Below are 26,363 nucleotides of genomic sequence, written 5' to 3' on the forward strand. Positions count from 1 at the left end.
AACAGACGCTGTATGAATAAGATTGTTTATGTTGAAGACGAACCCGAGGTCGGGCAACTGATCGCCGCCTATCTGGGTAAACATGATATGGACGTCATTGTTGAACCTCGCGGCGATCGTGCCGAAGAGGTGGTCGTCCGTGAAAACCCGGATCTGGTACTGCTGGATATTATGTTGCCAGGCAAAGACGGCATGACGCTCTGCCGTGACCTGCGCGCCCGGTGGGAGGGTCCTATCGTCCTGCTCACCTCACTGGACAGCGATATGAACCACATTTTGTCGCTGGAGATGGGCGCCAATGACTACATTCTGAAAACCACACCGCCTGCCGTCCTGCTTGCCCGCCTGCGCCTGCATTTGCGCCAGCACGCCAGCATCGAACGCGAAGCGCCCGCGCCGTCTCTGACGCCGCACAAAGCGATGCGCTTCGGTACGCTGTCTATTGACCCCATTAACCGCCAGGTGCTGCTCTCCGGCGAGCTTATCGCCCTCTCCACCGCAGACTTTGACCTGCTGTGGGAGCTGGCAACGCACGCCGGGCAAATCATGGACCGCGACGCGCTGCTGAAAAACCTGCGTGGCGTGAGCTATGACGGAATGGACCGCAGCGTTGACGTGGCGATTTCGCGTCTGCGCAAAAAGCTGCAGGATAACGCTACCGAGCCCTACCGCATTAAAACCGTGCGTAACAAGGGTTATCTGTTTGCCCCGCACGCCTGGGAAACCTGATTCCGTTACCTGGCTAGCATAACGTGCGCGAAATGAAGGTATTACGCAGCAATGCCCTCTCTTTCGCGCGTTTATTTTTACGTTTGCGCAACAATTAACTTGCTAAGCACGCGAACTATCCCATAATTAAATCTTCATCCATTCTTTCTACAGCCAGCACTGCCCCGGCGACATGCAGACTCTTTTTTCACCGTGAAGCTCTGACGATACCTCTCCCATAAAATCTTGAAATGAGGATTTAAGCCCATGAAATATGTATAGCTACAGTCAGGTAGAAGCCATCAAAACCAATCTTGAATGGATTGTTAATCAGGCTGCACTTAGCCATTCCTCCCCCTCACGCGCCGATCAAAAAGCGCTCTTTGATCTCCTTGAGCTCATCCAGACTTACGAAATACTTCTGGATTTAATTAACGAATTCGGTACCGATGTGATTGATATGCACATTGCGGAAGGACTGGCCGTAACGGAAACACTCATCGCCAAGGTAAAAAACAGCGCAATTGCCATGTAACGCGCTCCACAGACATGAAAATATCGACGGGTTTTCATGTATATTCTGCACAAAGCGTTTCTTCGGTGAGATCCAATGAAAAAGCTGTTTGTGCAGTTTTAGTGTGCAGAAAATTCGCAACTCATTGAAATGGCTTTATTTGTCATGGTATCAGTGAGTTAGCCAGAAACGTTTAACGGACATATACGGACATGCACGGTCTTTTTGATGCCCCTATCGGTGTCCCTTCTTTCAAAATGCCCCCAAATTTGCCCCCAATATTCCCCTGTTTTGCGAAGCTCCTTCCGGGTTCGCAACACTCTGCTTTACGTCTCTCTATCTGATCAGCATGGTCGCCACGAATTCGTTTGTAAGACTTAACCAGCGCATCTCTTTTTCTCCCTGCCCTATACTTTCAGTCTGATATCTGGCTGGAGGTTTCTATGTGTGGACGCTTTGCACAAGCCCAAACCCGTGAAGAATATCTGGCATACCTCGCAGATGAAGCCGATCGAGACATCGCATTCGACCCTGAGCCGATTGGACGTTACAACGTGGCTCCAGGCACGAAGGTCCTGTTGCTAAGCGAACGAAACGAGCAGTTACATCTTGATCCTGTATTATGGGGTTATGCCCCGGGATGGTGGGATAAAGCACCCCTGATTAATGCGCGCGTCGAAACGGCGGCCACCAGCAGAATGTTTAAACCTCTATGGCAACATGGCCGCGCGATCTGCTTCGCCGATGGATGGTTCGAGTGGAAAAAAGAAGGTGACAAAAAACAGCCCTACTTCATTCACCGTGCCAATGGCCAACCAATATTTATGGCAGCGATCGGCAGCACACCATTTGAGCGTGGTGATGAAGCTGAGGGTTTTCTTATAGTGACATCGGCAGCGGATAAAGGTCTGGTCGACATTCACGACCGCCGGCCACTTGTTTTGTCACCAGAAGCGGCACGTGAGTGGATGCGGCAGGATATTGGTGGGAAAGAAGCTGAAGAGATCGCAGCCGACGGCACTGTGCCAGCTGAGATGTTTATCTGGCATGCAGTGGCCCGTGATGTTGGAAATGTAAAAAATCAGGGGAGAAAATTGATAGAACAAACAAATATATAATCTGCCGTACTTTTGATGCGCACTTTATATTTGGTTAAATATTATCTTATCTTAAGAAAGGAATATATTTGCAGCCATCGGACCACTAAGTCCATTTATACGATAAAATTCAACACGAACACCTGGCTTTAACGTTTGGATTTCACTATTACTTAACGCAGAAACATGCAAAAAAACATCTTTTCTGCCATCTGATGGGATAATCAATCCCTTTCCGCTCTTGAAGTCAAAACTTTTGACAACTCCTGTCATTTTACGAGACAAATATTTTCCTAATGGTAATCCAGATTTCACTATACAGGATCAGTTAATAATAGCTAACACTATTTTAACGGCCTTCTAGAAGGCTAAGATAAAATTTGCTTAATCATTCAACACGTGCCTTAATGGTTTGGCTGATTCGGTGCGATGATGAATCTAACTTTTCCAAAAGCCGTTCTCATAACTAGGTGTTATCTCTGATATCCCTCCTCTTGAGTCCATACATATACCAGCATACGTTTCTTATCATGAGCTTGCTTGTCAGTTTGAAATGTTCAAACGGAGTTTGTATGTCATCTAAAATCATAGGTCTTGTTAAGTGGTTTAACGAAGATAAGGGGTTTGGCTTTATCTCCCCACTCGATGGAAGTAAAGATGTTCTTGTTCACACTTCTTCCCTGCAGGGAGAAACATTTAATACTCTTTTTGAAGGACAAAAAGTCAAATTCGCTATCATAGCTGGAACTAAAGGTCCAGTCGCTGCCAATGTAACACTTTGCGATAGATAATTTTTAGATGGTTTGCTTAAGCCAGCATGACTTTATTAGTGAAAGGTGATGTTCGGTTACTCACATCATTACAACAGGCCAGCATATTTACTTACCATCAAGTTTGCTGACCGATGTGATGAAATGCAGGACTGCTGCATGAACAGTCTCAAAGCAGAAGCTAACTGCTTATAAAATACTAAAGTGCGTAAGAGGTTAGGCAGCCTCCAAAAGCATCACTTCTTATTTTTTTAATAATTTTTTTAGAAGCGCTGGGAAGATTTGAACAAAGCACAGCAGTATGGGCACACCAACTGAGCCCCCTTTTGTACACGATTGTAACTATGTTCGGAATCTTTTGAGCAGTTTGGACAAGGACATTTTACTAAATAATTTCGGCGGAATTGAGTGTTTTTACGTGCAGACATAGACTTCTCCAGTTCAAATGGACCGTTACAGTACACGTTAAGAAAGTATAATGCTTGTTTTAATTTCGAAAGAGGCAAAAAAAATGAACAAACAGAACCCTTTCGACCACCTGCAGGGGCTAGAAACCCTCAAAATACATGGTGATATATGAAAAAAGTAATCGTTTTTTTTAATGGTAAGCCAAGTAAAGTTATCACTGTGCTTAAAGGTGTGACATCAATACGCGAAGAATATCCTAATGGAGAAGTGATAAACCTTCAGATAATGTCAGCAGGTTTTCCCTCTTTAACAGGTGACCATGAAGTGGTCCATGTGGCATCAGATCGAGAGCTTACCTCTCAGGAAATATTAGATGCGGCGCAGAAGTATCTTTGACGCCAGGGATTCAACACAGACATTCATGAAATCATTATTATAACTACGTTTAATTATTATAGCCTGCTTAACGCAGGCTTTTTTTACCCCCACACAAACATTTATAATTAAGACATGTACATCCAACACCATGGCAATATGACTTTATTGCTGAGGCAACCATAAGGCTTCCATGAAAATCCTGCATTACACAGTATTAATAGTTCTTGAGGCCCCATTCTTAGATAATAATATCAACCCTCTTATCTTGGGTCTCTTGCATGACCGAAACTATTCAAGTAAGTCAAACCGAGGTGTCAAACTTCCATCCCATGCATTCATTGGTTCAGAGGGTCAGGCAGTTTTAGAGTGGGAGTCTGAAAAAGATGGAGCAGAAAAACTAAAAAAAAGACTCTACCAGATGCTGCATGGAATTACACGTTTAGAAAAATCTCCCACAGCAATTTTTCTAATGATTTGCCCAGAAGATAAAACCTTAACCTTTGTCTCAAGACTTAAAGTAAAAAAATGAACATCGATATTTTAACCTTCACCATCTGAAAATTCCGTGACCGTGAAAACTGCGAAAGAAAATCATGAGGCACATCAGTAAATATTGTATCATTTGCTAAGCATTGCTGTTACATTCGGTTTAATGATGAATCCTCCTAAGCGGCAGGGCTAATTAACCTGATGATTTGTATATCCAGCGGCTCATCCTGAATTTCTGAAGCAGCGAGTCACGAGTGGTTAGTTCAATGACTCACCGGGAGGCACCCGGCATCATACCCATAAGCCCCTGTATAATTGCAGGGGCTTATTTACATTACAAAAGCATAGTAGTAGACATATTAATCTTAATACTCATAGCCGATAATTAGGTTCGAATGAATATACCGTTTAAAGGATCATCTAACTTTTATTAGGTCTGAATACCTCGTAGTATACCGTGGAGATAACATATCCCGTTTCATCTGCCACTGCTGCTGTATGCCCTGCCCGGCAAAATAAAGCGTTCCCTTTCCATCTTTCCCGTTCAGATAATCCAGAACTTCCATCAACCTCTCGCTACCAGCACGCGGCGCGTTCTCATCGAACAGGTTGAGCTGGGCCACGCCTTGGCTGAAAAAATCCCCAAGCATGATCCCTGCCTTCTGGTACCGGTGGCCATCCTTCCAAATTTTGTCCAGACACTTTACAGCGGTGTTGATGATGTCGCGAGAATCCTGAGTGGGGGTGAGAAGCTTCATGGACGCACTGTTACCGTAATACGGCTCGTTAAGCGCAAAGGGAGAGGTTTTCACGAACGTAGAGATAAAGCGGCAGTACTGATGTTCACCCCGCAGTTTTTCAGCACCACGGGCGGCATAGCTGCAAATAGCCTGGCGCATCTGTTCATACTCAGTAACGCGTTCGCCGAATGACCGGCTGCAGACGATTTCCTGCTTAGCTGGTGCAAACTCCTCCAGATCCAGACATGGTTCGCCGCGTAGTTCCCGGACAGTTCGCTCCAGGACGACATTGAAGTGCTTTCGAATAATCCACGTACTCTGCTCTGAGAGGTCGAGAGCCGTTTTGATGCCCATGGCGTTCAGCTTCTTACTGATGCGCCTGCCGACGCCCCAGACGTCCCCCACCGGAACCAGAGCAAGCAGTCGGCGCTGGCGATCAAGATTGGATAGGTCCACTACCCCGCCCGTTTGCCGCTGCCATTTTTTGGCGGCATGGTTTGCGAGCTTAGCGAGGGTTTTGGTCTGCGCGATGCCAACCCCAACTGTCAGGTGCGTACGCTTTAGAACTGTAGCGCGGATCTCTTTCCCGAAGTCAGTCAGGTCCCGGCAGTTGCGAACGCCAGTCAGGTCGCAAAAAGCTTCATCGATACTGTAAATTTCGACGCGGGGGCTCATTTCCTCAAGCGTCGTCATTACCCGGTTCGACATGTCTGCGTACAGCTCGTAGTTGCTGCTGAAGCAAACAACCCCAGCGCGCCGAAATAAGTCCTTTTGCTTGAAGAAAGGCTCTCCCATTGTAATTCCAGCGGCCTTGGCCTCGGCGCTGCGTGCGATTACACAGCCATCGTTATTCGAGAGAACGACAACCGGTCGCCCTTTCAAATCGGGCCGAAACACCGTCTCGCATGATGCGTAGAACGAATTCACATCACAGAGCGCAAACATACTCAGCTCGCCGATTTGACTATGAAAGTAACAACGCCGAAAACGTCGAGCGTATCTTCGCTGCCTACAACAATCGGGCTATAGGCGCTATTCATTGGGATGAGTTGGACAGTTGGACGTAGCTGCAGGCGTTTAACAGTAAATTCCCCTTCCACCGCGGCGATGACAATGTCACCGTGCTCAGCTGTGCGCGAACTGTCCACCACAAGCAGATCACCATCGCTGATCCCGGCTTCGATCATTGAATCACCTGCGGCTTTGACGAAGTATGTTGAGCTCGGGTGAGCGACAAGTAACTCATTGAGATCGATGCGCTGTTCAACGTAATCAGCCGCAGGGCTTGGGAAACCACACTGTACTAAGTCACTGAAAAGCGGGAGAGCGATAATTTCTCGCAGTTCTGTTGGCCTAATGAAGTCCATTGCGCACACCTCTAGCACTGTTTTTATATACAGTAGTTGTGTTTGTATGTGTCCGCAAGATACAGGCCCTACCATTACTGCTTAAAGCTTCGCCGTTTCGCTTGTAAGTTTCTCTCTCGTTTCGAATTATGACTTTTGTAAATTATTCGCTTCAAACTCCATTTGAGTAGTTTTAATCCAAAGCCCCTACATCCAGTTCTTTGATTAGCCTTTTGATGCAACTAACTTCATCCATTAGCGCAAGGATGGCTTCATGGTGAAGGGCGGCGGCCACACCGAAGGTATCGACTGATTTTACATCCTCTATTTCTGAGCCATCTCGTAACGTTGTTTTTCCATATGATTTAACTGCTTCAGGAAAAACCTTCTCAACTTCCTGAGCAATGAAGCCATACCCATGCGCAGGAGTGTCGAGGCGATCCCATTCAACGCCTCGAAGCTGCTGCATTTTCATAAGTGGATCTGCGATTACCGTTACATTCTCTTTGATACGCTCATCAGATGCCGTTACCCAATTGCCTGTGGCAGCGCCATTGGAATGGAAAACCCAGGTGACCATCCCTTCCTGATTAGACCCTTTCAGGTTTAGTGTGACATTATCAAAATTAGCCCCGCCACCACGGGCTCCCCCGAAAGACCATTCTCCTGTATACCAGGTGCCTTTGATGAGGTTGACGTAATTACCTGTATTTGGGTTATAGCCACTGGCCACGACCAGGCTGATGCCGTTATTCATCAATCCACCGCCACCATTATCCCCTGAATTGATGGCAAATCCGGGGTTACCGTTAATCCCTGGCTGGACTGTAATTGGGCTCGTAATTTTCCCACCCGCTTTCTGATCGACAGTATTTAAGCGCGAATCATCGCCTGCGGCTACCGTTCCAGCCGCAGTTCCGACGTCCATGGTGGCGCTGTCTCCCAAACCGAGGTTTGTGCGAGCGCCTGATTCGGTTGTCGATCCGGTACCGCCTTGGTTAACAGGCACTGCCCCGCCGCTCTTCGTTGCCATATTGTCAGACAGATATTTCCATGAAGGGCCGTTGAAGGTAGTGCCGTCTGGCAGCTTCACTGTGATGTTTCCAGCGGCGGTGTAAACCTGCTGCCAGTTCTGTTTGTCGTAATTCAGTCCACGCAGTGCTTCAGCACTTTGCGCCACCAGCGCGGCAGTTACCATGTTCAGCGCCACGCGGGGAACTGCTGACCAGGCCGCACCGGATTGCGTTGGCCCGGTAAAGTTGCTGACCAGCGTCAACTGGGTATTGCTCTCGACTGATTTGACTGGCAGCGTATACGGAACGCCGCCCACAGTTGAGACAATGAAGTCACCTGCAGCGATTTCAGTTGCAAATGCCGTTCCGCTACCACCAACAATAGCGGACCCGTTTGTGAGGGTAATTGTACCTGCCGACATAAAAAACTCCTGAGCTCAGATAATAAAAAACCCGCCGAAGCGGGTTCTTGTTTTGTTCATTTTGAACAGGTCGACCTGGTGAAGTTATTTTTGCTCACCCATCGCCAGTTGAAGGGGTAGCCTGCTCTATATTCTGTCTGACTGGCTACTTTACGCACACCATAAATCTGTACCGACTGAACCTGGCCACCAATAAGCGCTTCTGCCTCGCATAATGGTTCCTGCTTTTGCAGAACTGAACCGGAGCAAGCAGAAAGAAACAGGCAGAATACCATCGCGAATATTATTTTTGTCATTTCACACCTTGGCTAGTTTTTAATAAGTAAAACTAACGCAGCGGTATTAAAATATAAAATAGATATAACAGATCAATTATGTGGATTTGATCGCTTAAAACGATCAATCATAGGCGGCAGTGTTGATAGCCGTCAAAGCTATCCCAGTCGTTGTCCCACCAGCAGCAGAACCGGTAGCCGTGGTCGAAGGCGCGGCATTAATTCTGGTTGATGAACCATTAAACCGACATCCTGAGTAAGCGGTGATATTCACAATGGTGGGTGGTTTAGTGTTATTGTTCTGGATTATCTGGGAGCCAAGAATAGCGGGTGCCACCGCATAACTACCAGGCAGAGTGACGTCAATATTAATTCCACCTGTCGTAGCTCCAGGCGACCCAACAGTCACAAGGTCACTCAGTATCCGACTTTCGTTTGTCAGAACCAACTTCCCAGTGGCATCCCAGATAGCAAATCCCCATTTTGGCAATGTCTGAGGATAAATAGCAAAGATGTAAGCCGTTAATGTATGTGCCTGTCCATAAGGATTGCTCGATCCAACAAGAATATTTCCTCCTGATCGGGCCGCAGTGACTATTGTAGGCTGAACTGTATCACTCGTTTTGCAAAAAACCATTGCTGGATAAGACACGTCCAGAGCTACTTCTGCAGATGCACCGTGATATGCCCCGCTTGCTACTGAATTAACCACTACCTTCCTGTAGAGACAAAATGGTGTGGACTGTGGCGTGATAAAGGGATTCCCATTATCCAGAGCTATCAGTGCGCCATAATCTGCCATTACGCCTTCTCCACAAAAACTACGAGCTCACATTCAGAGGCTGGATAGTTTCCAATCCCTACGCTGCTTGCAGCGCCGAGAGTTATCGTATTTCCGCTTGCGACGATACGGCGCCCCACCGATATCGCCCCCTTATCCAGAGAAACGACAAACCCGACCTTCATTCCTGCCGGAATGGTAAACGACCAGCTTCCGGAGTTCTGCCCTTCAGAAAGTTGAATACGGCCGACCACTGAAACTGGCTTAATACCATAATTGTTCGGATTGCCATTGGCATCCCATGTCTGAATGCCCCACGTCATTAAAATACCCCTGTAAGTTTGCCAATCTGTACGCGGAGGACGCCGTTCGCATCCCTGATGCTGTCAGTAACGTTCGTAGTCTTTCTTGCGCCCTGCCCGTCACTGCCGTAGTTTTCCCAGGTCCCCCCTTTATCCAGTTTCCACCCGGACTGCCCTGGGACGTAATTGTTGGACTGGATGAAGTTGCCGATTTTGGCATTGGTGATGGTGCCATCCTGAATAAACGCTGAGCTCATAAATACCTGACCATTAACAACCGCGAACGGTGAATACTGGGTATCATCGCTGCCACTCACCAGCACGAACTGATTAGCGTTAAAACCAACACGTGTAACTACTGGCTTCCCGGCCTCAGCAAGCACGGCAATCGACATCCCGGCGTTGTACATCACACCGTTTATCCTCACGCCTGTTTTGAGGGTGTAGATTGCCGAAGCGCCGGAGGCATCAACAACGGCTGTAAGCTTGTCTTCCAGGGAGGCGGTGACGTTGTTGATCTGCGCCTGCACCTGTGTCGACATTTCGGCCATTGCCCTGTCCACCTCAGCAATAGTCGTTTTCACAACCAGAATATCGGCGCGAACCTCTCCGTATTGCGCCCATTGATGTTCAACTGTTCCGTGGTTGGCCAGCGCGTTCTGCATTGTGGCTTCAAGATTGGTATCAATATCGCTGGTCAAGCGGTCGCCGTCGGCCGAGGTAAGGAAATCGTCTGCGATTTCACCCAGATAATCATCGGCGTTATCGTTAGACATCCCCCTGATCCAGTCGGTATAACCGGACTCGTTACCCGTTTTGTCTACCAGTTGCGCGCGGTACCAGAATTCCTGCCCTGCTTTAAGGCCGAGCTGGGTGTATTCCGCAGATGGATAAGGCACATCTGAGAGCAGGAGTGGATCTGAAAAGTCACTGTTGGCAGTGTACTGAATTTCCGTTTTTAGCGTATCGCCGGTGTTTGCCGGAAAACCCCAGTTCAGACGGATCCCCCAGTTAATGCCCGTGGCCGTGAATCCTAATGGCTTAGGCGGATTACCTACTTTGCCGGTCAGGATCTTCTCTTCTGAATATCCCCATCCTGAGGAAATTTCAGCGGCATTAATTGCGCGCAAGCGCACCAGGTAGCGCCCGGAATAAATCCCCGGGACGTCGAATGACGTGGTGGAGCTGCGCGGCACGTTAACCCAGTTCCCGTCATTGCGGCGCCACTGCGCCTCATAAGCGATGGCATTTTGTGCCTGGTCCCAGCTCACTCTCATGGTTTCGACGCTGATATTCTGCTGAACCACCGAAAACGAGCTGATCGCGATGTTGGCTGGCGGCGACTGATTGCCTGGAGGGATGACACTTACCGGCCGCTGATCAATGATGGCACCCGTATCGATTCGGGCATATTTATCCGGATCGTGATTTGCCCCCGTGATGGTATATGTCCCGTCATTGTTATCGGTGACACTAATTACCCTGTACTGCTGCGCATAGAGTTCATCAGATTCAATTACCCATCCAGCCTCAGCCTGCGGAAGTTCACTAAAGGAAGTTGTTAAGGTGACCATTTCACCGGACAGGGACTGAATCGTCCGGGATTGGGTAATGCCCGACGGCAGGTTTACCATTATCCTGTCACCGGCCTTAGCGCTTGGCACCCGGTCAAGTTTGAGTACACGACCATTAACCGCGGATAATCGACCACCTAAATCTCTCCCTGAAAGATTTCGGTCAGAAACAGCAATTATGTAGCCCGGCTGAGGAATATTGCCGTCCAGACCAACGTCAAACGTTACAACCCTGTCTTTATTGTTGGTCAGGATCCCCCAGCGCCCTTTCCTGTTTGCCTCAGACTGTCGGGTGCACCCGATGGCGGTGATCTCAAGCTGGTTGAAACCATAGCGCGCCACCAGCGCTTGCTCGAAGACGGGCTCCATTGCATCAGCATAGCCATTTGCCGGATCAGACCAGGATACAAGAGCGTTTGTATAGCGACTTTTGGTTGTGCTGCTGGCATACACAAATTTGCCGTCGACGACGTTAGCGTGCGTGTAGGTAAAATCGACATCTCTGGGCATGTCTGCAAGGGCAACAATCTGGTCGTCTCCCCAGTAGGTCATACCTCGAAAAATGGCAGCGAAGTCTCGCAGGACAATGTAAGCGTCATTTCGATCCTGAATGTATACGTTGCAGGTGTAACGAGGTTCAGTTCCGCTGCCGCCCTTACCATCCGGTACTGGTTGATCACAATATTGAGAGACCTGATAAAGCGTCCATTTGTCGATATTGGCTGCCGTTAGCCGATTACCAAGGCCGAAGCGGTCAGTGACCACCAGATCGTAAAATATCCACGCAGGGTTATCCGTCCATGCCCACTTAAATGCGCCCGTCCAGGTACCGCTGTATGTTTGTGTTTCAGGGTCATAGTTATCGGGCACACGAATAACACGCCCGCGGGGCTCGCAGGAAATTTGCGGAATTGAACCATTGAACTGGCTCGAGTCAAATTCAATGTACAGAAGCGCGGTATTCGGATAACGCAGTTTCGCGTCGATTACTTCTGTGAAGCTTTGCAGCGTCATCGTGTCGCCAATCTTCGCGCTATTGGCATCGGCTGTAATCTTGCGCAGCCTGATGGTCCATGTGCTGCCCGCCTGAGGTAAATCAATACGGTGGCTGCGTTCATAACCGGAGGTGGTTTTCCCGGTCACGCTGGTATTTAGCACCGTCTGCCAGGTACCGCCATCTGTCTGAAGGTCAATTGCGTAGTTGACCGAATAGCCAACCAGATCGCCATCGTCCTCCTGTTTGAAGAGAGAAGGCCATTTTAGACGCAGGCGAACAGCTGAAAGCTGCGTATTGGTGACCGTGCGCGTCCATGCAGTGGTGCTGGAAACTTCGGAACCTACATTGATTTCATTTTCGGTACCCGGGATCCCTTGAATGTATTTTTGCGCCTGAGTTCCAGAACGAAACTCCCACGCCACACCGCTGAAGTTCTGCGAACCATCTGCGTTCTCAAGTGCAGTGCCATCGAGATAAATATCGCGCGCAGTCAGGCCACCAGCAAACTCTCCCTCTCCCAGCGCGAGAAGGATTTTTGCCTTGGCTACTGACTGCAGATCGTCTGGCTGTTCCGTAGGAGTTCTTGAGCTTGAACTGCCGCCCTTGCGGCCTTTAATAGCGGTTGCTATAGCCATATTGCGCCCATAAAAAAAGCCACCCGGAGGTGGCTTATTGAAATGTATTTAATCTAGTAGAATTCAACTTTCGTATTCGCTGTCATTAATACTGGCTTCGGCACAGGATTCCCTGCGCTCTGCATTGTTAATTTACATATTTCAGGGACAAGCTTTTCGGTATAATGACAAGTATTCGTTGCTGTATAACCTTCCGAGTAAACTGATGTGTTTATAATTTTATAATCAAGAGGCTTCCTGTCTTTGTCAACATAAGATATTTCGTTTTTAGAGAGGACCTTACCAGAACCATAAAACTCAGAACGTATCAAATTAGAATTATCATCATAAAAATGCTCAGATATTTTCTTACCCAAATAATAGGTGTCTTTAATTAAGCCATTCGAGTAAAGACTATATCGCAACTCGTCACCATTTTCATTTTTAGTCAAAATATTACATTTTTCATCGAGCTGTATAGAGAAAGGCTTACCATCTCTTTGGCCAACAAGACTACCATTGCTATTTTTTAGATTTGTTTCATGACCAGACGAAACGTTATCAAGATCTAAGCTTTCGACACAACCATTCTTAGCTAGTCTGATGGCTATTTTATAAGTGACCTTACCATTTTCTTCAACATCAGTATCTAATGATTTGACAGCTCCTTTAACTGGATTGAAATCAAACATAGTAGATAAATTATAGAGGAGAGGTATGTAATTGTTATCAGCTAAAGCCATGCCTGAAAATAAGGAAGTACAAAGGAAAAGAGTAGATATTTTTTTCATTTTTGAATCTAAGCTCAAGTTACCCCATATTAAGTAAGCTCATTACACCATGCTTACTGCTGATCTTCAACATAGATACCGGCGGAGATGATCGCGCCACCTATACGGCGCCGTCCGTACAAGAGAGGTACCGGATTGCCCTGAGCTGTCGTATTTGTTACTCCACCAAAGGCATAACTAGCCTTGTTGTCTGCCGATTGCTTGCTCGCAAGTCCGGTTGTCTGTGGAGATAGCATCTGCACAACACCGCCAAGGGCCATCGCAGCGCCAAATTGCATTAGAGGTACGCCAACAGCACCACCTCCAAAGTATGACGCCACAGCACCAACTGCGACCAAAGCCACGCCTAAGATGGTCTGGAATACTCCACCACGTTTACTCCCGAGGATAACCGGCGCGATACGGATATCAGCGGTGCTCTGATCCATAGAGAGTTCATCATCGTTCAGGTTACGCTTTCCACTGAATACAGCGTAAGTAAGCCCGCGCTGCTTACTAGTATTCAGGAAACGCTCAAAACCCGGCACGATCACACACAATGCACGAACGGCTTCTTTAGGCGAAGCAACAGAAAGTTTGAATTCACGACCAAATGTTGAGCCAAGTATTCCATAGAGGCGTATGGTTCTCATCGGCTGACCAGTTAAAAATGTCATACATGCCTCCAAAGTCTCTCTTGACTAAGAGAGACTGTTAATGTTGATAGACTTTTTGATGTTTTTACCACGCAATCCAAGAATTCAAATCAACTTACTTATTATTGGCTGACGGATTAGCAACTTCTGGGTGTTTTTTATTGAATTCTATAAAGCTACTTGGGCATTCCTTTGAAAGTAAATAATAATTTACTAAACATGCATCCGCCTTAGCTTCATCGCTCGAATGATACACACCATCTGCCAAAGATAATGTCGGAGCTAAATACCTGGCTTTAATCAACTCTTGCCCCAACGCCAAAGCATCCTTAGAAGTAGCTGCTAAACAAGACGTAAGAGCACCGTCAAATAACGTCTTATTACCTTTGCAATTTAAGGACGCATCTAAGAAGGACTCCTGTAAATCGGTGCGCACTTGAATAAATGCAGGATCAGTAATATTTGAACCAGCCAAGATTCCTATCAGACCTAACCCACCTCCGATTGTAGCAATGGCTGAACCGTTGGCGAGGTTCAAATCTCCCCATACCAACCATCGCAACAGGAAAAAACTCACTGCTACGGACGTTATCAAATATCCAAACCCAGTCCATAGATTGTGACTGTGCCCGAAGAAACTCAAGCATGCAAGCCCGACCCCAACGACAAATGGAACGCAGACCACGACCATTTTAATATAAAAATTATTCAAGTTGACAAATGCCACATTAATATCCGTTAATGAAGTAAGTTGGACTCATTATTATATAAACTTCGATTGATGGCGAAGGATTTTGTTTGTCCTCTCACGCCAATACCCACCATATGGCACACGCTGGCTTAAATGACCGTAAAGATGATGAAGTAAGATATCACCTTCAAGCAATATGCCGGCATGGTTCCACTTGCTAGACTGAACTTGCATGATCACCATATCCCCCGGTTGCAGCGGCCCGTCGAATTCACGGAAACCACACTCATACCAGCAATCCTGATAGAAATTGTCCGGATAGCAGTCCTCCCACCACGGATAATCAACACGGTAATCTTTCAATTCGATACCATGTTCCTGCCTGTAATAGCTCATCACCAGTCCCCAACAGTCATAGTGTCCAAGCACAAACGGCCGCCCGATCAGTGGCAAATCACCGCGGGGAGTGATGGTGCGAAAGTCGCCTTCCGGCCAACTAACAATATGCCAGGGCAGCAACGTTGCATCGCATTGAGCCTTGTCCAGTTCGCTTGGTTGGGTCGTCGCGTCGGGGTGGCTATGTACGATTCCCGTTATCGTCCCCCAGTCTTCAGCAGCAGCGTAATCCTCTGGCGAAAGGTGAAACTGTTCCGTTGGTTCGGCAGCCAGATTACGGCATGGGAAATAGCGTTCCACCCGACTTTTCTGCGCTATTACACCACAGCATTCGCGGGGATATTCTTTCGCGGCATGCACCAGGATGTCCTGAATTGTTTTCTGACGCATGTTAACTCCTGATCAAAGATGTTCCAGGAAAACCACCGAAAGGAAGTTCATTGTGTTCACCAAACCGAAGCTTGCAGGCGGTGAGCGTGCCGTTACATTCATCCAATGAGGGATCGCTTACCGGATTGTTGTTTTTGTCGAAGTAAAGCGTGCCCGTATAATCGCACCCATCGCCGGTGCGGTACTTATTCCGGATGCACCAGGTACACAGGGAATGAAGCTGCCTGGTCGGGATCATCAACCCCTGCAGATCCATCGGGCTGGTAAGAACAAACTCGATACTTTCACCGGGAAGCTCGCTATTTTTACCGTCGATATAGAAAACCCGCTTTCTCACCTGCAAGGGATCTGCTGTTGGATTTCCATCCGGGAAATTGCGCTCATCCAGGTAATGCGCAAAAGTTTCATGAATCGTAACTTTGGCCTGCAGCATATCGTCATATGCCAGACAGAGCGCAGTGATAGAACTGTCAATGTTGGCAACGGTGAGCGTCGGCTGGGCGCTACTGCCATCGGTTGAAGCTTCCAGTCCCTCGAGCTTATATGGCCAGGCACCATACTCTTCGCCCTGCCACCAGATACTCTTCGCCTTTAACTTTGATTCGTCGCCACCAGCCGCCGTAATCTCTTCTTCAGTATGCGGGAGGTTATAAGCGTGAAAGCGCAGAACGTCGTCCAGACCAAACGTAGAACCGTCTACCTCAAGAAGACGTATTTTTTCACCCGGTTCGAGGCGTTGATAATCTTCAGTAATCATGGTGCGTATGCCTGTTTGAAGGTTGCTTTTATGGTCATCACTTTGCTGGATAGCGGCTGGGCTTTAATGGAATCAGCTTCAATCCGGTATAAACCGGTTTCGCCAACAGGAGACGTCCAGATAAAGGATTTTGTGATGTGCTTGCGGCAAAAACTCAGCGCATCGAGCATCTCTGCCTTTTTTCCCGTTAAGGTCATCGGCCATGACTGTTTTTCAGGGTTGATGCCTTCACCGGCGATCTGTTCAAAGCCGTCTCCGAAGGATGCAGAGCGTGTTGCGTAAGTGAACTCCCCTTCCATTCCCGCTTGAATCTGGGTTCGCCAGGTAAATGTTTCGATCGCCACCTTTCCTCCGGGCATAAAAAAACCCAGCGAAGGCTGGGTTAATCACGTGAGATCCTATTTATTATTAAAACGATTCCACAGTCGAAATTCGGTAGACATAAGGCCCACGTTGCGATCCGTTCTCGTCAATTTCGTTGTATGTAATGATGCCGTCAACATTTAGAGGGACATCCAATACATCAATTGTGGCTATGTTTTTGTGGATTGTTGACCCCCAATCAAGAAGGGCTAAACCTTTCCCAAATTCTTCCATTACAAATGGGTATCGTTCGACTCCCCATGCCTCGTAGTTTTCTACAACGCCAAAACCGAAGGAAGCATTGTCATAATTGAGTTTTTTGTCATTCAGAACTGGAGAAACGAATGAAATACTCGATTTTTCATCCCCGACCCATAGAGCCGTCACCTTAACTGAAGCCATTTCGTGTCCCTTAAGCCATTAATTTCAGTGACATAATCATACCAGTCAAAATGCCCGGATGGTGGTTATTTATGGCACGATTACCAAAAAGGGATATAACAAATAACGGTCACTATTCATCATCTCGATCTCGTCGCATTCCAGATTAGACCACCAGGCTGAAGCTGTTTGGCAATTCCAGTACGAACAGACTGATCGATGGTCTGTTTGTAAGCCCGAGAAATAGCATCGTTATTGCCGGAAGTCTGCTGGTGAGTGTTCTGGTTTTGAACGACCACGGAAGTTTGAACGGTTACGCCGCCAGCTGCATTCGATTGCAGCCCATACATTGGGGCTGTGCCAACATAACCACCGTTTGCATACCCCTGAGCTCCACGCATAAGCGCATAGAGATTGCCAACACCTAATGCACTTGTCGCTTCCTTCGTAAACACAAACTCACCGCCGTGTACAACGCCTTTCGGTTGGTATTTACCGCCATCTCCCGTGTAGCCGCCTCCATCAAAACCGGGGACCAAACCACCACCTGAGAAACCAAAGAACGCGCCGATACCGGTTCCACCAAACGCTGACTTCATTCCATTAACCAGAGCCAGTTGGGTCAGCATCTGGGCGATGCCCTTGAGGAAAGTGGAAAGGAAATCTGAGAAGTTAGATTTACCTGTTGTGAAGAAATCAGTCAGGGTGCTGGCCATGCCGGTGAATGCGTTGCTGGTAACCGTCTGCACCTGGGAGTAGACATTGGTCGCGCTGTCTTCGAAATCAGCCCAGCCCTTTTTCGCGCCGGTCAACCAGTCGCCACGCAACCTGTCCTCTGCATCATAGTAATCATTCGCCGCTTTAAGCTGCTTCTTATATCCGCCATCATCCAGCGAACCACCTGAATTTTTCCAGCCGGCGGCGAGCTGGCTCTTTGCCAGCTCTCGCTGCGCCTGGCGGTCACTCATCCCCGCGCCACCCAGTAATGCGGCCTGTTTCTCAGCCATCTGCGTGACGTATTTCTGCGAGGTATCCATGCGCTTGTTCAGCAGTTCCTGCGCGGAAATCTGATCACCCAACAGGGCTTTCTGCCGCGCTAACTGCAGCGCCTGGTCTTTACTCGCCAGCAGGGATTGTTCCTGCTTTGTCAGTGAACGTGAACGCAAGGCCTCCTCCAGCACCTGAAATTTCGCTTCAGTCGTCCACAGATCTTTGCGCTGCTGGCTGATGGTGTCGTTCAACCCTTTATGCTGCTGCAGCGCGCGTAACTGTGCCTGAAGCGCCAGTAACTCGGCCTGAGCAGCATCCGTGCTGCGATCGCCAGCCGATATAGTGCCCTGCTTTCCGGTTTTCGACTTTTTGCCAAAAGCAGCGACTTCTTCTCGATCCTTCTGTGTGGTCGCGGTTTTTATCTTGCGGGTGGTATCAAGGTATTTACTTGCACTAATGTCTGCGGCATCCCAGTCTTTTTTCAGCTGAGAAACGCTGTCGCCATAAGCACCGGCCATTTGTTCGTTATAGTCCTGCCATCCCTGCAGAGTATCTGTTTTCGCCCAGTCAGGAACGAGATTAATCGCGGCAGCGATAGAGGAAGAAATGATCTGGTTCAGTTTCTGGAAAACTATCGCAACGCTGTAATAAATTGCGTTGAATTCCTTCAGTGTGTTTGATGCCAGCTCAGCTACCCACTGACCGATATTCTGCATGGCCTCAGACGCCCAGTCTTTGATATCCAGCCACAGGCGACCAAACGGTGTCAGCGAGTCGTAAGCCTGCTCTCCACGTTCTGCCATCGTATCGCCAAACAGGTCCATAGCCTGTGTAACGGCCGCGGTCTGGTCCTTCTGTTTCACCAGCTCATCAATGTGCTTAAGCTGCGAAACAGTCAGGAAATTGTATTGTTCGTTTAGACTCTGAAGGGCTTTAACCGGATCCTTTTCTATATCCTGATATGCCTTGGTGATGTCCTGCGCCGAAACAATACCGGTTTGAACTGCTAGTGCCGTAGAGCCTGCCACTTTTTCAAGCTGCTGCTGTGTAAGCGATCCCATGCTAATCAGTTCAGTCATCAGACTTTGAACGGTTTCTACAGTAGCGCCAGTAGAGGCAGCAATCGACTGGGAGGAAGCCATTATCTGGAGCGCTGACGTGCCTGCAATGTTGCCAGTCCTGATAATGGCCTTGTTAATTTCGTCGTAGGCTGTGAAGTAGTCCGCTCCCGCTTTTGCAGCAATCAGAACAGCACCGGCCAGGCCACCAATGGCCACTCGGGCAGGAGTCACCATCGATAACATCGCTTTCAGAGCATTGCCTACACCGCCAAACGAATCGCGCAGCTGGCCACCCTGCTGAATGGCTACCATATAAACCGGCATACCGGACGCCAATGAAGTTACGATGTCGGTCATTTGCATTGGTAGATAACGCATCGCGTTGCGGTATTGCCCCGCGCTGATCGCTCCTGACTTCCACGCTTCCTCCTGCTCTTTCAGTCGGGCGATCATCGGTGCAGCACGATCGGACACGCCAAGTTGGGCTGCTTTTAGCTCTAACAGTTCTGCGCGCGTTTTTCCGATTGCTGTGACCTGCTCTTCCAGCGAATCGATAAAGGTTTTGCCCGCCGCCGCTGCACGCTGCGCTGCCTGTGCCTGTTCAATGCGAGCCCGCCCCTCTGCGGTCTCAGACTCCATGACCTGCGCCAGTTTAGCTCGGGTCGTCTCAAGCACGCTGTTGTAGCGAGTAAAGTCCTCGTCTCCCACCAGCCCTTTACCGCGAAACTTCGCCAGGCTCTCCTGGATCGTGTCCAGTTCATCCAGCGCCTTGTTGACCGGGCTGATTTTATTCAACAGGTTCTGCAGCTCCTGGCGCTGTTGCTTCAGGCTTTCGCTGTTCTTCTTCTGGTTGTCGATACCGGTGCGGAACGTACTGTTCAGGTCATCCGCTTTACCTGCCGCGGCGGACGCGGTCTCCTGAAAGCGATCCAGTGCCTGATTACCGCGCTCCAGCTCACTGGTATTTACACGCAGGGAAATCGTGGCGATATCGTTACTCATTACGCCCTCTCTTTATGCATAATTTTTAGCGCAGCACTTTCCATCACCCGGATGTCCGAAAGCGCGGTTGCCTCGTCGTCGACGTTGTGCAGACGCATTACCCAAGGCAAAACGTTATAGTCGAGCCCGGACGCGCCGCCCATTCCCGTTCGCCATTGCGTGCTGACAGCCTGAAATACCAGGAATGAAGGCCAGATATCGGGCCAGACATCTACGAAATTATCGTCATAGTCATCCGGCGTAAGCCCGTAAGGCGCCAGATCTGCCGCGGTGGGTTCAGGCGTATAGAACGCAGAGGCAACCGCTATCAGTTTTTTTCGCGCTGCCCCATCAGCTCGCGGTAGTAGGTTTCCGGGATGGCCTTCATCGCCGCCGGATAGTTCTCCAGCAGCACCGACAGGTTTTCCGCGTTGAATGCGTCGGGAAGTGCCCAGCCAGCAATGATTTCCATCAGAAAATCAGTGGCGGTTTTGCCATCCATTTTCTCCAGATCCGCAAGTTCTTTGAGTGGCTTGTGATTAAACGTGAAGGTCAGCACACCATCCTCATCGCCGGCTCGGGGGATCGAGACATTGGCTTTAAATGTTGGTTTGGGCTGAAGAGTGAATTTGGTCGCCATCGATACCTCTTAACTGAAAAAAGCCTCCACAATGGGAGGCATGGAATAGTGAAAGCTCTGACGGCTAGGCGGCAGCGTCAGTCACCTTGTAGAACGTCATCGCCGGTGACTGCAGGTTTAGCACCACACTCACTGTCTCTACCTCGTTAACTGCAGTAGTTGGCGTATCGTCAAAGGACGCCGTGGCCGCCCAGTAACGGTTTTCCTTCGCCTTCGGCACGTACATGTAAGCCGCAATCGTCTCTTCGTCTTCGTCCAGTTGGCGCAGCAACGGATATACCGGGAGAGTTGAGTCGTGAGCAATCGAGTAGGTCTGAGAGACTGCGGATTTATAGGTATTCAGGTTTCGCTGGCGGTCGTCGCTCAGGAACTGAATCTGTGTGGTGTTCTGATCGCCACCAGATTTCGACACCTCAGTAATTTGCGGCAGCTCGGTCCATTCAAGAACCTTGCGGATCGAACCGGTACCGCCACCAGCGGCATATTTGTTTTTGTTGGTGGTATTGATATTGCGAAGAGTTACGGCGCTTTCGGCAATCGCATCAATTTTTGCAATGACGTTATCAACACCGGACCAGTTGCAGTTCACATGAACAATATCACCCACCTTGAGTGCGTCCGCTTCACTCACGGTGATCACCATATTTTCGGCGTTCGTCGCCCCGGTGAAAGATATGGCTGGGCCATAGCCCGATGCCAGATAGACGTGGGCGCCATTAGGCAATGCAAAGCCCATATTGGTTACTCCTTTAGAAACGGGAAAACCGGCAAAGAGCCGGTCAGGTTTAGTAGGTTGTGAGGATTAGCTGGAGATATCAGCTCGATAATTGAGACTAACGGGAACGGTATAAGAGACAGATGTAGTGATCCCGCGGAAAACACCAGGCGTTTGATCTATCCAGCATGTAAAACCCCTGCCTTCAATCTCCTGCCCCTCGGGGAACAATTCAGCCACGCGGTCAGCCAGAGCAACGACGGAGGTACGGCCGGAGCCGGCTGGCGCCACGACATTAATCTGGTACACGCCTGAATAAGTCCGGCAGCGCAATCCGAGATCGATTGTTCGCGGCGTAACGGGCATATCGTGAACGGCCAGGTACATCTCGTTAGCAGGAGGTGTGAACGGCACGTTCTCCCATGCAACCGAAATGCCCTCGGCATCGGCCCAGGCACCCAATCTGGCGGCCAGTGCAGATGCAATATCAGGAATCACTTAGTCACCTCCCTGACAGCTTCCTCAAAGAAGCGTTGAAACTCAGCTGCAGTTATGCGGACCATACCGCCCGGAGCCTGTGTGGAATGCCCCATTTCAAGCGGGTAGGCATAGGGCACGTTGTTGCAGAAATAAATGGCCTTCATCCCGACTTTGAAGAGCGACAGCGTGTAATTCCCTGCGGCTTTTGTCAGATTTCCGGTTTTATCTACACGTCCCATTTCATCTGTGGTCGGTGCATCAAAAGACACCTGCCAGTTACCGCGAAAGCGTCCGCCCGTATACCCCGGCGGTGCTTTGATATCCATCCCATCAACCAGTCGAGCCTTCTTTTTAAGTCGTCCGGTTTTAGTCAGGTTGGCAGGGTCCGATTTTTGCGCTTCGTTATGGTCGTATACCGCCTGATTGTAAGAGGCTGCCGTCTGGTTGATGCCCCAGAGTTCGGGGTTGCCGACAGGTGACATCATCACCAGTTGATTAAGGATCCGAATGCCGACAGCACGTACGACCGCTTCCTGATTCGCTTTGGCTTTGTCCACGAACGCGGTGATGGCAGCCGTGAACGCCTTATTATCGTCCATGTTATGCCCTCAACTGAGCTTTGTAGCAGAGCACCACAGCGCCCGGTTTCACGGGGTTTGGTTTAACTACGCGGTGGCTTACGCCGTCCACGTCGATCAGATCGCCGGTTTTAATGTCCTTCTCAGCACTGAAGACAATCCGAACATCGCCGTTTTCAATGACGGTTCCGTCAATTTCACCTGGCGAGTAATCCGTCTTCACTCCTGTGGCGGTGAACTGGATATCATCGGAACGATGCTCTACACCACCGATGACGATTAACGTGCCCTTACGCGTGACGTTGTATGCAATGCCGTTCTGCTTGAGCATACGAGTCGTTGTCGTCTGCATTCGCTGATAGTTGATGGTCATTACGCGCGCTCCGCGAAAGTATTGATTGCATATCCACGCCCACCAGCCAGGTCGCCGAGAATAGCCATTACCGCCGGGTAAGTTGGCGTAAACACCTCACCGTCGGCAACCGCATAAGTCATGGTTACGGCACCTTCGACACGTTCGGTTTTCACAGCGGCTTCGCGCACGCTGGAGAGTAAATCGCCGTCGATTGCCTCTACCGCCAGCATGCACTGCGCGGTTATAACCTGCCGTGGTACTTCATCCGGCGGGAAATCATGTTCATCCAGAACGACATTCACGCGTGGCCATGCCAGCGGCTGTCGAGGGGCTGCTTTGGAACCTACCCAATCAAGCCCTTCCAGGTAGTCCATCGCCTTAATCAGTAACGGTGCGAGATTTTCAGGCAGCTCAATCCCTCTCAGCGCGGCAAATGACGCCAGTTCATCTTCGCTGGCGTAACTGTTAACGTCAGCGGCGGTGATATCATTATTAATCATCTGAGCATCCGGTGAATGGGGCTTACGCCCCATCGATTAGCCAGCTGCAGGTGCGGTGAAGGTGATTTCCTCACTCGATTTAGCAATACCATCAACAGTACCAGTGACTGTGAAAGTACCTGCCGTATCAGAGGTGAGTTTGACCGTCGCCCCACCAGCAGAGCCGGTTTGAGAACTGGCAGTGCTGAGCGTGCCGCCGGTTGAATTCCAGGCAACGGTTTTGCCGGAAACACCTGCGCCGTTTAGGGTGTACTTCAGGGAAATGGTGACCGCATCGGTGCTGTCAGCGGTTGCGGAGGTTTTATCCGCTGACAGCGTTACTCCCCCGCTGCGGATCCCAGTTTAATGAGCACGCCAGCCGTAGATTTGTTGCTGGTGAAGTGCTTCTTCCAGTTACCTGCAGTGCCGATTTTGGTCAGGTCCGGGTTATCACCTTTTGAGGTATCCCAGCTGTAACCCAGCAGGTCGACATTCACCACGCCTTCAGCACGGTACCCGATCGCCAGGTTTTCCTGATCGTTGATGTCGTAGGAACGGAACCCCGGCGCCTGCGACTCGGTGACGGTGACCGCTCCGGCCACCAGCCCAAGAATCGCATCCGCGTCCATGGTATCGGTCACCAGCACAGGTTTACCCAGCGTGCCCGGCTGCCCGCCGTAAACCACCACGCCAGCTTCTTCGTAGATTTTGTTGGCGATCGCCTCATCCACGATGTCGAAGTAAGTGGCGGAGTGCATAACGAAGAGCACAACACGGTTGAACTTGTCGCCGTACTTACGCAGGCCGCGCGTCAGGGTCTTCTTACCATCTGTTTCGATATCGGCGGTAACCACCATGTCCGCGTTGGCGCCAATAGCTGCCGTCAGCGCCTTCAGGCCATATTTCACATAGCCTTCCAGCGTCGCGTCAGCCACATCAGTGCCGATCACTTCGGAAAACTCGTCTACAGAGCGGCCGCGGCGTTTGAACGCTTCTTCGGTTGTTTCGTATGGACCGTATTTCCACGGCGCTTTGACGGATACGGCTTCACCGGCGCCAATCTTCTTACCCGTCACTTTTTCGGTGGAGTTAACGTCACGCGATTCGATAGAACCGCCCACTTTGTAGAAGGCTCGCTTGCGGAAATCGCCTTCAATCAGCTCGTTATCCAGCAGGATCGCACCGTTGGAGGACGCGTTGAAAATAGCCAGGTTGTCCTGGCGGCGCTCAAGGAAAGCGGTCTGCGCCAGGTCGTCATAAATGATCAGGTCACTATTAACAGTGGTAGACATGGGTTAATCCCTTATTTCGGAAGTTTGAGGAAGGCCTGCTGGCCATGCTTGCGGATGTAGTCCGCTTTGTCGCTGGCGCTCATTTCGGAACGTTTCAGGCTGCCACCACCGTTTGGTTTGTGTCCGCCCGCGCCGGTGCCTTCCGCGCGTGGGAACAGATGCGGAGCCGTCTCCTTAAGAGACTCCGCCCACTCAAGCGGGCTTAGTGGGGTTTTGCCGTCTTTACCGAACAGAACATCGCCATTTGCATCAACTGCTACGGCCTCGCCTTCGTCGTTGAGCTGGAATGTGCCTTTGGCACGCAGAATCAGATCGTCGGATGCTTCCGGCAGCGCGCCAGCTTTTGAGGCTGCTGCACGGATTGCATCGCCCAGGACTCGATCCCGGAATTTGTTGGAGAACGCTTCGGCTTTGTCGGCGCGTTCATTTGCGGCTTTAATCTGCTTATCAACGTCAGCACGCAGACGCTCGGTGCGCTTATCGAGCACCTCATCGATTTTCCCGGCGGCAATCAGCTTTGCCTCTTCGTCGTCGGAAAAACGCTGCAGGATCCCGCGCACTGCATCAGGGTCGATACCATCGAAGCGAGACAGGTTTTCTTTTTGCTGCTTGATGGTCCCCAGCAGCTCAGAGTTTTTTGATTTTAGGCCAGTGACTTCGCTGGTCACGCGCTCATCAATCAGCTTCTGGATTTCTGGGGTGATTTCGATACCACCGCCACTGCTGCCCTCACCGCCGCTTTCAGGTGCGTAAAATTTCAGAAGCATGTTTCGAATTAACATAATTTCCCCTTGGGATTTTGCCGGGCCTCGCCCATAAAAAAGCCCCGGCGGATGCCAGGGCGTGATGTATGAAATGGTTGTTAGATATCAGTGCCTGAGAGCTGCTTCAGACGTTCGAGGCTTATCCATTCCCCTTTGTCAGTGAACATATCAGCCAGGTTGATTTCACCCGCACGGAACAGACGGCCACGCTCGGCACCCAGAACCCGATCCTGGCGTAGTGCCGGCTGGCGCGCGAGCCATTCCAGATACGTGGTGTTACCTGGTACCTGCCCATCCATGCTGGCACGAGTGCCCTCGTCAATGTCGTCGATATCAATGCCGAGTTCGCGCCAGGACTTGAGAATTAGGGTTTCAGTAGAACGGCAGCAGAAATGAATCTTCCCGGGTCCCTGTAGGTAAGGCACCTTATGCCCGACCGGTTTGTTATCCAGGGTATAGCGCAGCAGGTCACGAATAACGCAGTCGTGGCTGGTTTTATTGTCCAACGTAGACAGCCACTGTTTGCCTTTCACGATATCGCTGTTGGCACTGGTGAAGCTGTTGCGTGCTGTGGCAGCCAGATGATTTACGACTGTTTTAGCGATGCTGGCGGCATTTGCCCTGCTCATCTGCAGCGCGCCGTCGCGATAGTCTTTGTTGGCGTGGCCACGAACATTGCGGGCTATAGTTTCTACCGTGTCGCCGGCAAGATAACCCCGGCGGACGGCATTCACGATACGCGCCAGCCTGTCCGACTCCAGATTCTCCGCCCATTCACTCAACAGTCGACCCTGGAAGGGTTGCGCCATCGCCGCGGCATACACCATGTCGGCTGTAATGCCCTGCAGCGGATATCGCGCTAGCACCTGAGATGGAAGAAGGGAACCGAACAGGCTCAGCTGATAACTGGCTTCGTTCTTTGCCAGCGCCACCAGCTCATTCTCGAGCCCTGCCTGCATGGACGCTACGGCTTGATGGTTAAGCTCGCGCACGCTGCCCAGTAAACTCTGCAGACGATTAACGGTGAAGCTCTCCGGAGGCAATCTGTCCAGCGCATCCAGCAGGCGTGCTGACAGTTCTGCGTCCGTCTCGTTGAGCAACTTCACCATCCGGTTTGCCACTCCAGTGGCGTAGCGGCTTAACCAAACGGAATGTGCGATAGATTCATCACGCAGGCTTTCGTTAATGGTGGGCAT

34 protein-coding genes are annotated in these 26,363 nt (G+C 49.9%); 6 read left to right on the forward strand and 28 right to left on the reverse strand.

Features of this window, described 5'->3' with window-relative positions; genetic code table 11:
- The first annotated feature begins 12 nt into the window (after nucleotides 1-12).
- The 3 genes from rstA (at nucleotide 13) to FOY96_RS11865 (ending at nucleotide 2,340) form a co-directional block, all read left to right on the forward strand.
- Nucleotides 13-729: a two-component system response regulator RstA gene (gene rstA / locus FOY96_RS11855; protein WP_021241154.1), complete on the forward strand. Its 717-nt coding sequence runs from the start codon at nucleotides 13-15 to the stop codon at nucleotides 727-729.
- A 253-nt stretch (nucleotides 730-982) separates the two neighbouring features.
- Nucleotides 983-1,243, forward strand: a complete 261-nt coding sequence (locus tag FOY96_RS11860; protein WP_033145345.1) for a hypothetical protein — start codon at nucleotides 983-985, stop codon at nucleotides 1,241-1,243.
- Nucleotides 1,244-1,665: 422 nt separating this feature from the next.
- Entirely contained in the window at nucleotides 1,666-2,340 is a 675-nt protein-coding gene (locus FOY96_RS11865; RefSeq protein WP_039262729.1) for an SOS response-associated peptidase, read from the forward strand.
- 51 nt (nucleotides 2,341-2,391) lie between these two features.
- Here FOY96_RS11865 and cspF read toward each other — a convergent pair whose 3' ends face one another.
- A complete protein-coding gene (gene cspF, locus FOY96_RS11870; RefSeq protein WP_071884838.1) occupies nucleotides 2,392-2,604 on the reverse strand; it encodes a cold shock-like protein CspF in 213 nt (70 codons plus the stop codon).
- A 287-nt stretch (nucleotides 2,605-2,891) separates the two neighbouring features.
- Between cspF and FOY96_RS11875 the strand changes: the two genes are divergently transcribed.
- Entirely contained in the window at nucleotides 2,892-3,110 is a 219-nt protein-coding gene (locus FOY96_RS11875) for a cold shock domain-containing protein (protein WP_143347118.1), read from the forward strand.
- A 242-nt stretch (nucleotides 3,111-3,352) separates the two neighbouring features.
- Here FOY96_RS11875 and FOY96_RS23120 read toward each other — a convergent pair whose 3' ends face one another.
- On the reverse strand, nucleotides 3,353-3,517 hold the full coding sequence (locus FOY96_RS23120) for a YnfU family zinc-binding protein (RefSeq protein ID WP_213729873.1): 165 nt from the start codon (nucleotides 3,515-3,517) through the stop codon (nucleotides 3,353-3,355).
- 148 nt (nucleotides 3,518-3,665) lie between these two features.
- Between FOY96_RS23120 and FOY96_RS11880 the strand changes: the two genes are divergently transcribed.
- Together FOY96_RS11880 and FOY96_RS11885 are read left to right on the forward strand one after the other, a co-directional pair.
- Nucleotides 3,666-3,893: a phage protein gene (locus tag FOY96_RS11880; RefSeq protein WP_039262731.1), complete on the forward strand. Its 228-nt coding sequence runs from the start codon at nucleotides 3,666-3,668 to the stop codon at nucleotides 3,891-3,893.
- A gap of 172 nt (nucleotides 3,894-4,065) precedes the next feature.
- On the forward strand, nucleotides 4,066-4,404 hold the full coding sequence (locus tag FOY96_RS11885; protein WP_127353291.1) for a hypothetical protein: 339 nt from the start codon (nucleotides 4,066-4,068) through the stop codon (nucleotides 4,402-4,404).
- Nucleotides 4,405-4,780: 376 nt separating this feature from the next.
- Here the strand turns inward: FOY96_RS11885 and FOY96_RS11890 are convergent, their stop codons facing one another.
- The 26 genes from FOY96_RS11890 to FOY96_RS12010 form a co-directional block, all read right to left on the reverse strand.
- On the reverse strand, nucleotides 4,781-6,049 hold the full coding sequence (locus FOY96_RS11890; protein ID WP_039262732.1) for a Y-family DNA polymerase: 1,269 nt from the start codon (nucleotides 6,047-6,049) through the stop codon (nucleotides 4,781-4,783).
- 2 nt (nucleotides 6,050-6,051) lie between these two features.
- Nucleotides 6,052-6,471 carry a translesion error-prone DNA polymerase V autoproteolytic subunit gene (locus tag FOY96_RS11895; RefSeq protein WP_039262733.1) on the reverse strand — a complete coding sequence of 140 codons (420 nt, stop codon included), beginning with the start codon at nucleotides 6,469-6,471 and terminating at the stop codon, nucleotides 6,052-6,054.
- Nucleotides 6,472-6,643: 172 nt separating this feature from the next.
- Nucleotides 6,644-7,885, reverse strand: coding sequence for a tail fiber domain-containing protein (locus FOY96_RS11900; protein ID WP_143347120.1), 1,242 nt, complete (start codon nucleotides 7,883-7,885; stop codon nucleotides 6,644-6,646).
- Between the two features lie 56 nt (nucleotides 7,886-7,941).
- A complete protein-coding gene (gene cor, locus FOY96_RS23125; protein WP_039262734.1) occupies nucleotides 7,942-8,181 on the reverse strand; it encodes a phage exclusion lipoprotein Cor in 240 nt (79 codons plus the stop codon).
- A 103-nt stretch (nucleotides 8,182-8,284) separates the two neighbouring features.
- Nucleotides 8,285-8,962, reverse strand: a complete 678-nt coding sequence (locus FOY96_RS11910) for a hypothetical protein (RefSeq protein ID WP_039262735.1) — start codon at nucleotides 8,960-8,962, stop codon at nucleotides 8,285-8,287.
- Nucleotides 8,962-9,264, reverse strand: coding sequence for a hypothetical protein (locus FOY96_RS11915; protein ID WP_039262736.1), 303 nt, complete (start codon nucleotides 9,262-9,264; stop codon nucleotides 8,962-8,964). Before FOY96_RS11915 ends, FOY96_RS11910 begins: the two co-directional genes overlap by 1 nt.
- Complete coding sequence (locus FOY96_RS11920; RefSeq protein ID WP_143347121.1) at nucleotides 9,264-12,449, reverse strand: TipJ family phage tail tip protein; 3,186 nt, start codon at nucleotides 12,447-12,449, stop codon at nucleotides 9,264-9,266. The genes FOY96_RS11915 and FOY96_RS11920 overlap by 1 nt, the downstream gene beginning before the upstream one ends.
- A gap of 53 nt (nucleotides 12,450-12,502) precedes the next feature.
- Nucleotides 12,503-13,237, reverse strand: coding sequence for a YnfC family lipoprotein (locus FOY96_RS11925; protein WP_269473743.1), 735 nt, complete (start codon nucleotides 13,235-13,237; stop codon nucleotides 12,503-12,505).
- A 35-nt stretch (nucleotides 13,238-13,272) separates the two neighbouring features.
- The gene (locus FOY96_RS11930; protein WP_143347122.1) at nucleotides 13,273-13,875 is read right to left on the reverse strand and encodes a tail assembly protein; all 603 of its coding nucleotides are present in this window, start codon (nucleotides 13,873-13,875) and stop codon (nucleotides 13,273-13,275) included.
- A gap of 94 nt (nucleotides 13,876-13,969) precedes the next feature.
- Nucleotides 13,970-14,581, reverse strand: coding sequence for a hypothetical protein (locus FOY96_RS11935; RefSeq protein WP_126327719.1), 612 nt, complete (start codon nucleotides 14,579-14,581; stop codon nucleotides 13,970-13,972).
- Nucleotides 14,582-14,617: 36 nt separating this feature from the next.
- Nucleotides 14,618-15,331, reverse strand: a complete 714-nt coding sequence (locus FOY96_RS11940) for a C40 family peptidase (protein ID WP_136431267.1) — start codon at nucleotides 15,329-15,331, stop codon at nucleotides 14,618-14,620.
- A 1-nt stretch (nucleotide 15,332) separates the two neighbouring features.
- Entirely contained in the window at nucleotides 15,333-16,088 is a 756-nt protein-coding gene (locus FOY96_RS11945) for a phage minor tail protein L (protein WP_143347123.1), read from the reverse strand.
- The gene (locus FOY96_RS11950) at nucleotides 16,085-16,432 is read right to left on the reverse strand and encodes a phage tail protein (RefSeq protein ID WP_126327716.1); all 348 of its coding nucleotides are present in this window, start codon (nucleotides 16,430-16,432) and stop codon (nucleotides 16,085-16,087) included. The genes FOY96_RS11945 and FOY96_RS11950 overlap by 4 nt, the downstream gene beginning before the upstream one ends.
- Nucleotides 16,433-16,496: 64 nt before the next feature.
- On the reverse strand, nucleotides 16,497-16,853 hold the full coding sequence (locus tag FOY96_RS11955) for a hypothetical protein (protein ID WP_047652153.1): 357 nt from the start codon (nucleotides 16,851-16,853) through the stop codon (nucleotides 16,497-16,499).
- Nucleotides 16,854-16,972: 119 nt separating this feature from the next.
- Nucleotides 16,973-19,885 carry a phage tail tape measure protein gene (locus FOY96_RS11960; RefSeq protein WP_143347124.1) on the reverse strand — a complete coding sequence of 971 codons (2,913 nt, stop codon included), beginning with the start codon at nucleotides 19,883-19,885 and terminating at the stop codon, nucleotides 16,973-16,975.
- Nucleotides 19,885-20,301, reverse strand: a complete 417-nt coding sequence (locus tag FOY96_RS11965; RefSeq protein WP_320338427.1) for a DUF1799 domain-containing protein — start codon at nucleotides 20,299-20,301, stop codon at nucleotides 19,885-19,887. Before FOY96_RS11965 ends, FOY96_RS11960 begins: the two co-directional genes overlap by 1 nt.
- Entirely contained in the window at nucleotides 20,193-20,504 is a 312-nt protein-coding gene (locus FOY96_RS11970; protein ID WP_143347125.1) for a phage tail assembly chaperone, read from the reverse strand. The genes FOY96_RS11965 and FOY96_RS11970 overlap by 109 nt, the downstream gene beginning before the upstream one ends.
- A 64-nt stretch (nucleotides 20,505-20,568) precedes the next feature.
- Nucleotides 20,569-21,240 (reverse strand): phage tail protein, encoded by a 672-nt coding sequence (locus FOY96_RS11975; RefSeq protein WP_143347127.1) that lies wholly within the window; start codon nucleotides 21,238-21,240, stop codon nucleotides 20,569-20,571.
- 66 nt (nucleotides 21,241-21,306) lie between these two features.
- Nucleotides 21,307-21,717 (reverse strand): DUF4128 domain-containing protein, encoded by a 411-nt coding sequence (locus tag FOY96_RS11980; RefSeq protein WP_143347128.1) that lies wholly within the window; start codon nucleotides 21,715-21,717, stop codon nucleotides 21,307-21,309.
- Nucleotides 21,714-22,298, reverse strand: coding sequence for a hypothetical protein (locus tag FOY96_RS11985; RefSeq protein WP_143347129.1), 585 nt, complete (start codon nucleotides 22,296-22,298; stop codon nucleotides 21,714-21,716). Before FOY96_RS11985 ends, FOY96_RS11980 begins: the two co-directional genes overlap by 4 nt.
- A 1-nt stretch (nucleotide 22,299) precedes the next feature.
- Nucleotides 22,300-22,650 carry a hypothetical protein gene (locus FOY96_RS11990; RefSeq protein WP_143347131.1) on the reverse strand — a complete coding sequence of 117 codons (351 nt, stop codon included), beginning with the start codon at nucleotides 22,648-22,650 and terminating at the stop codon, nucleotides 22,300-22,302.
- A complete protein-coding gene (locus FOY96_RS11995; RefSeq protein ID WP_143347132.1) occupies nucleotides 22,650-23,132 on the reverse strand; it encodes a DnaT-like ssDNA-binding protein in 483 nt (160 codons plus the stop codon). Before FOY96_RS11995 ends, FOY96_RS11990 begins: the two co-directional genes overlap by 1 nt.
- A 36-nt stretch (nucleotides 23,133-23,168) precedes the next feature.
- On the reverse strand, nucleotides 23,169-23,468 hold the full coding sequence (locus FOY96_RS23270) for an Ig-like domain-containing protein (RefSeq protein WP_162791116.1): 300 nt from the start codon (nucleotides 23,466-23,468) through the stop codon (nucleotides 23,169-23,171).
- Nucleotides 23,450-24,403: a major capsid protein gene (locus tag FOY96_RS12000; RefSeq protein ID WP_046092056.1), complete on the reverse strand. Its 954-nt coding sequence runs from the start codon at nucleotides 24,401-24,403 to the stop codon at nucleotides 23,450-23,452. The genes FOY96_RS23270 and FOY96_RS12000 overlap by 19 nt, the downstream gene beginning before the upstream one ends.
- A gap of 11 nt (nucleotides 24,404-24,414) precedes the next feature.
- Nucleotides 24,415-25,185 carry a hypothetical protein gene (locus FOY96_RS12005; protein ID WP_143347133.1) on the reverse strand — a complete coding sequence of 257 codons (771 nt, stop codon included), beginning with the start codon at nucleotides 25,183-25,185 and terminating at the stop codon, nucleotides 24,415-24,417.
- Nucleotides 25,186-25,265: 80 nt separating this feature from the next.
- Nucleotides 25,266-26,363 (reverse strand): structural protein, encoded by a 1,098-nt coding sequence (locus FOY96_RS12010; RefSeq protein WP_143347134.1) that lies wholly within the window; start codon nucleotides 26,361-26,363, stop codon nucleotides 25,266-25,268.

It is taken from the genome of Enterobacter asburiae, assembly GCF_007035645.1.
Taxonomy (GTDB): Bacteria; Pseudomonadota; Gammaproteobacteria; order Enterobacterales; family Enterobacteriaceae; genus Enterobacter; species Enterobacter asburiae_B.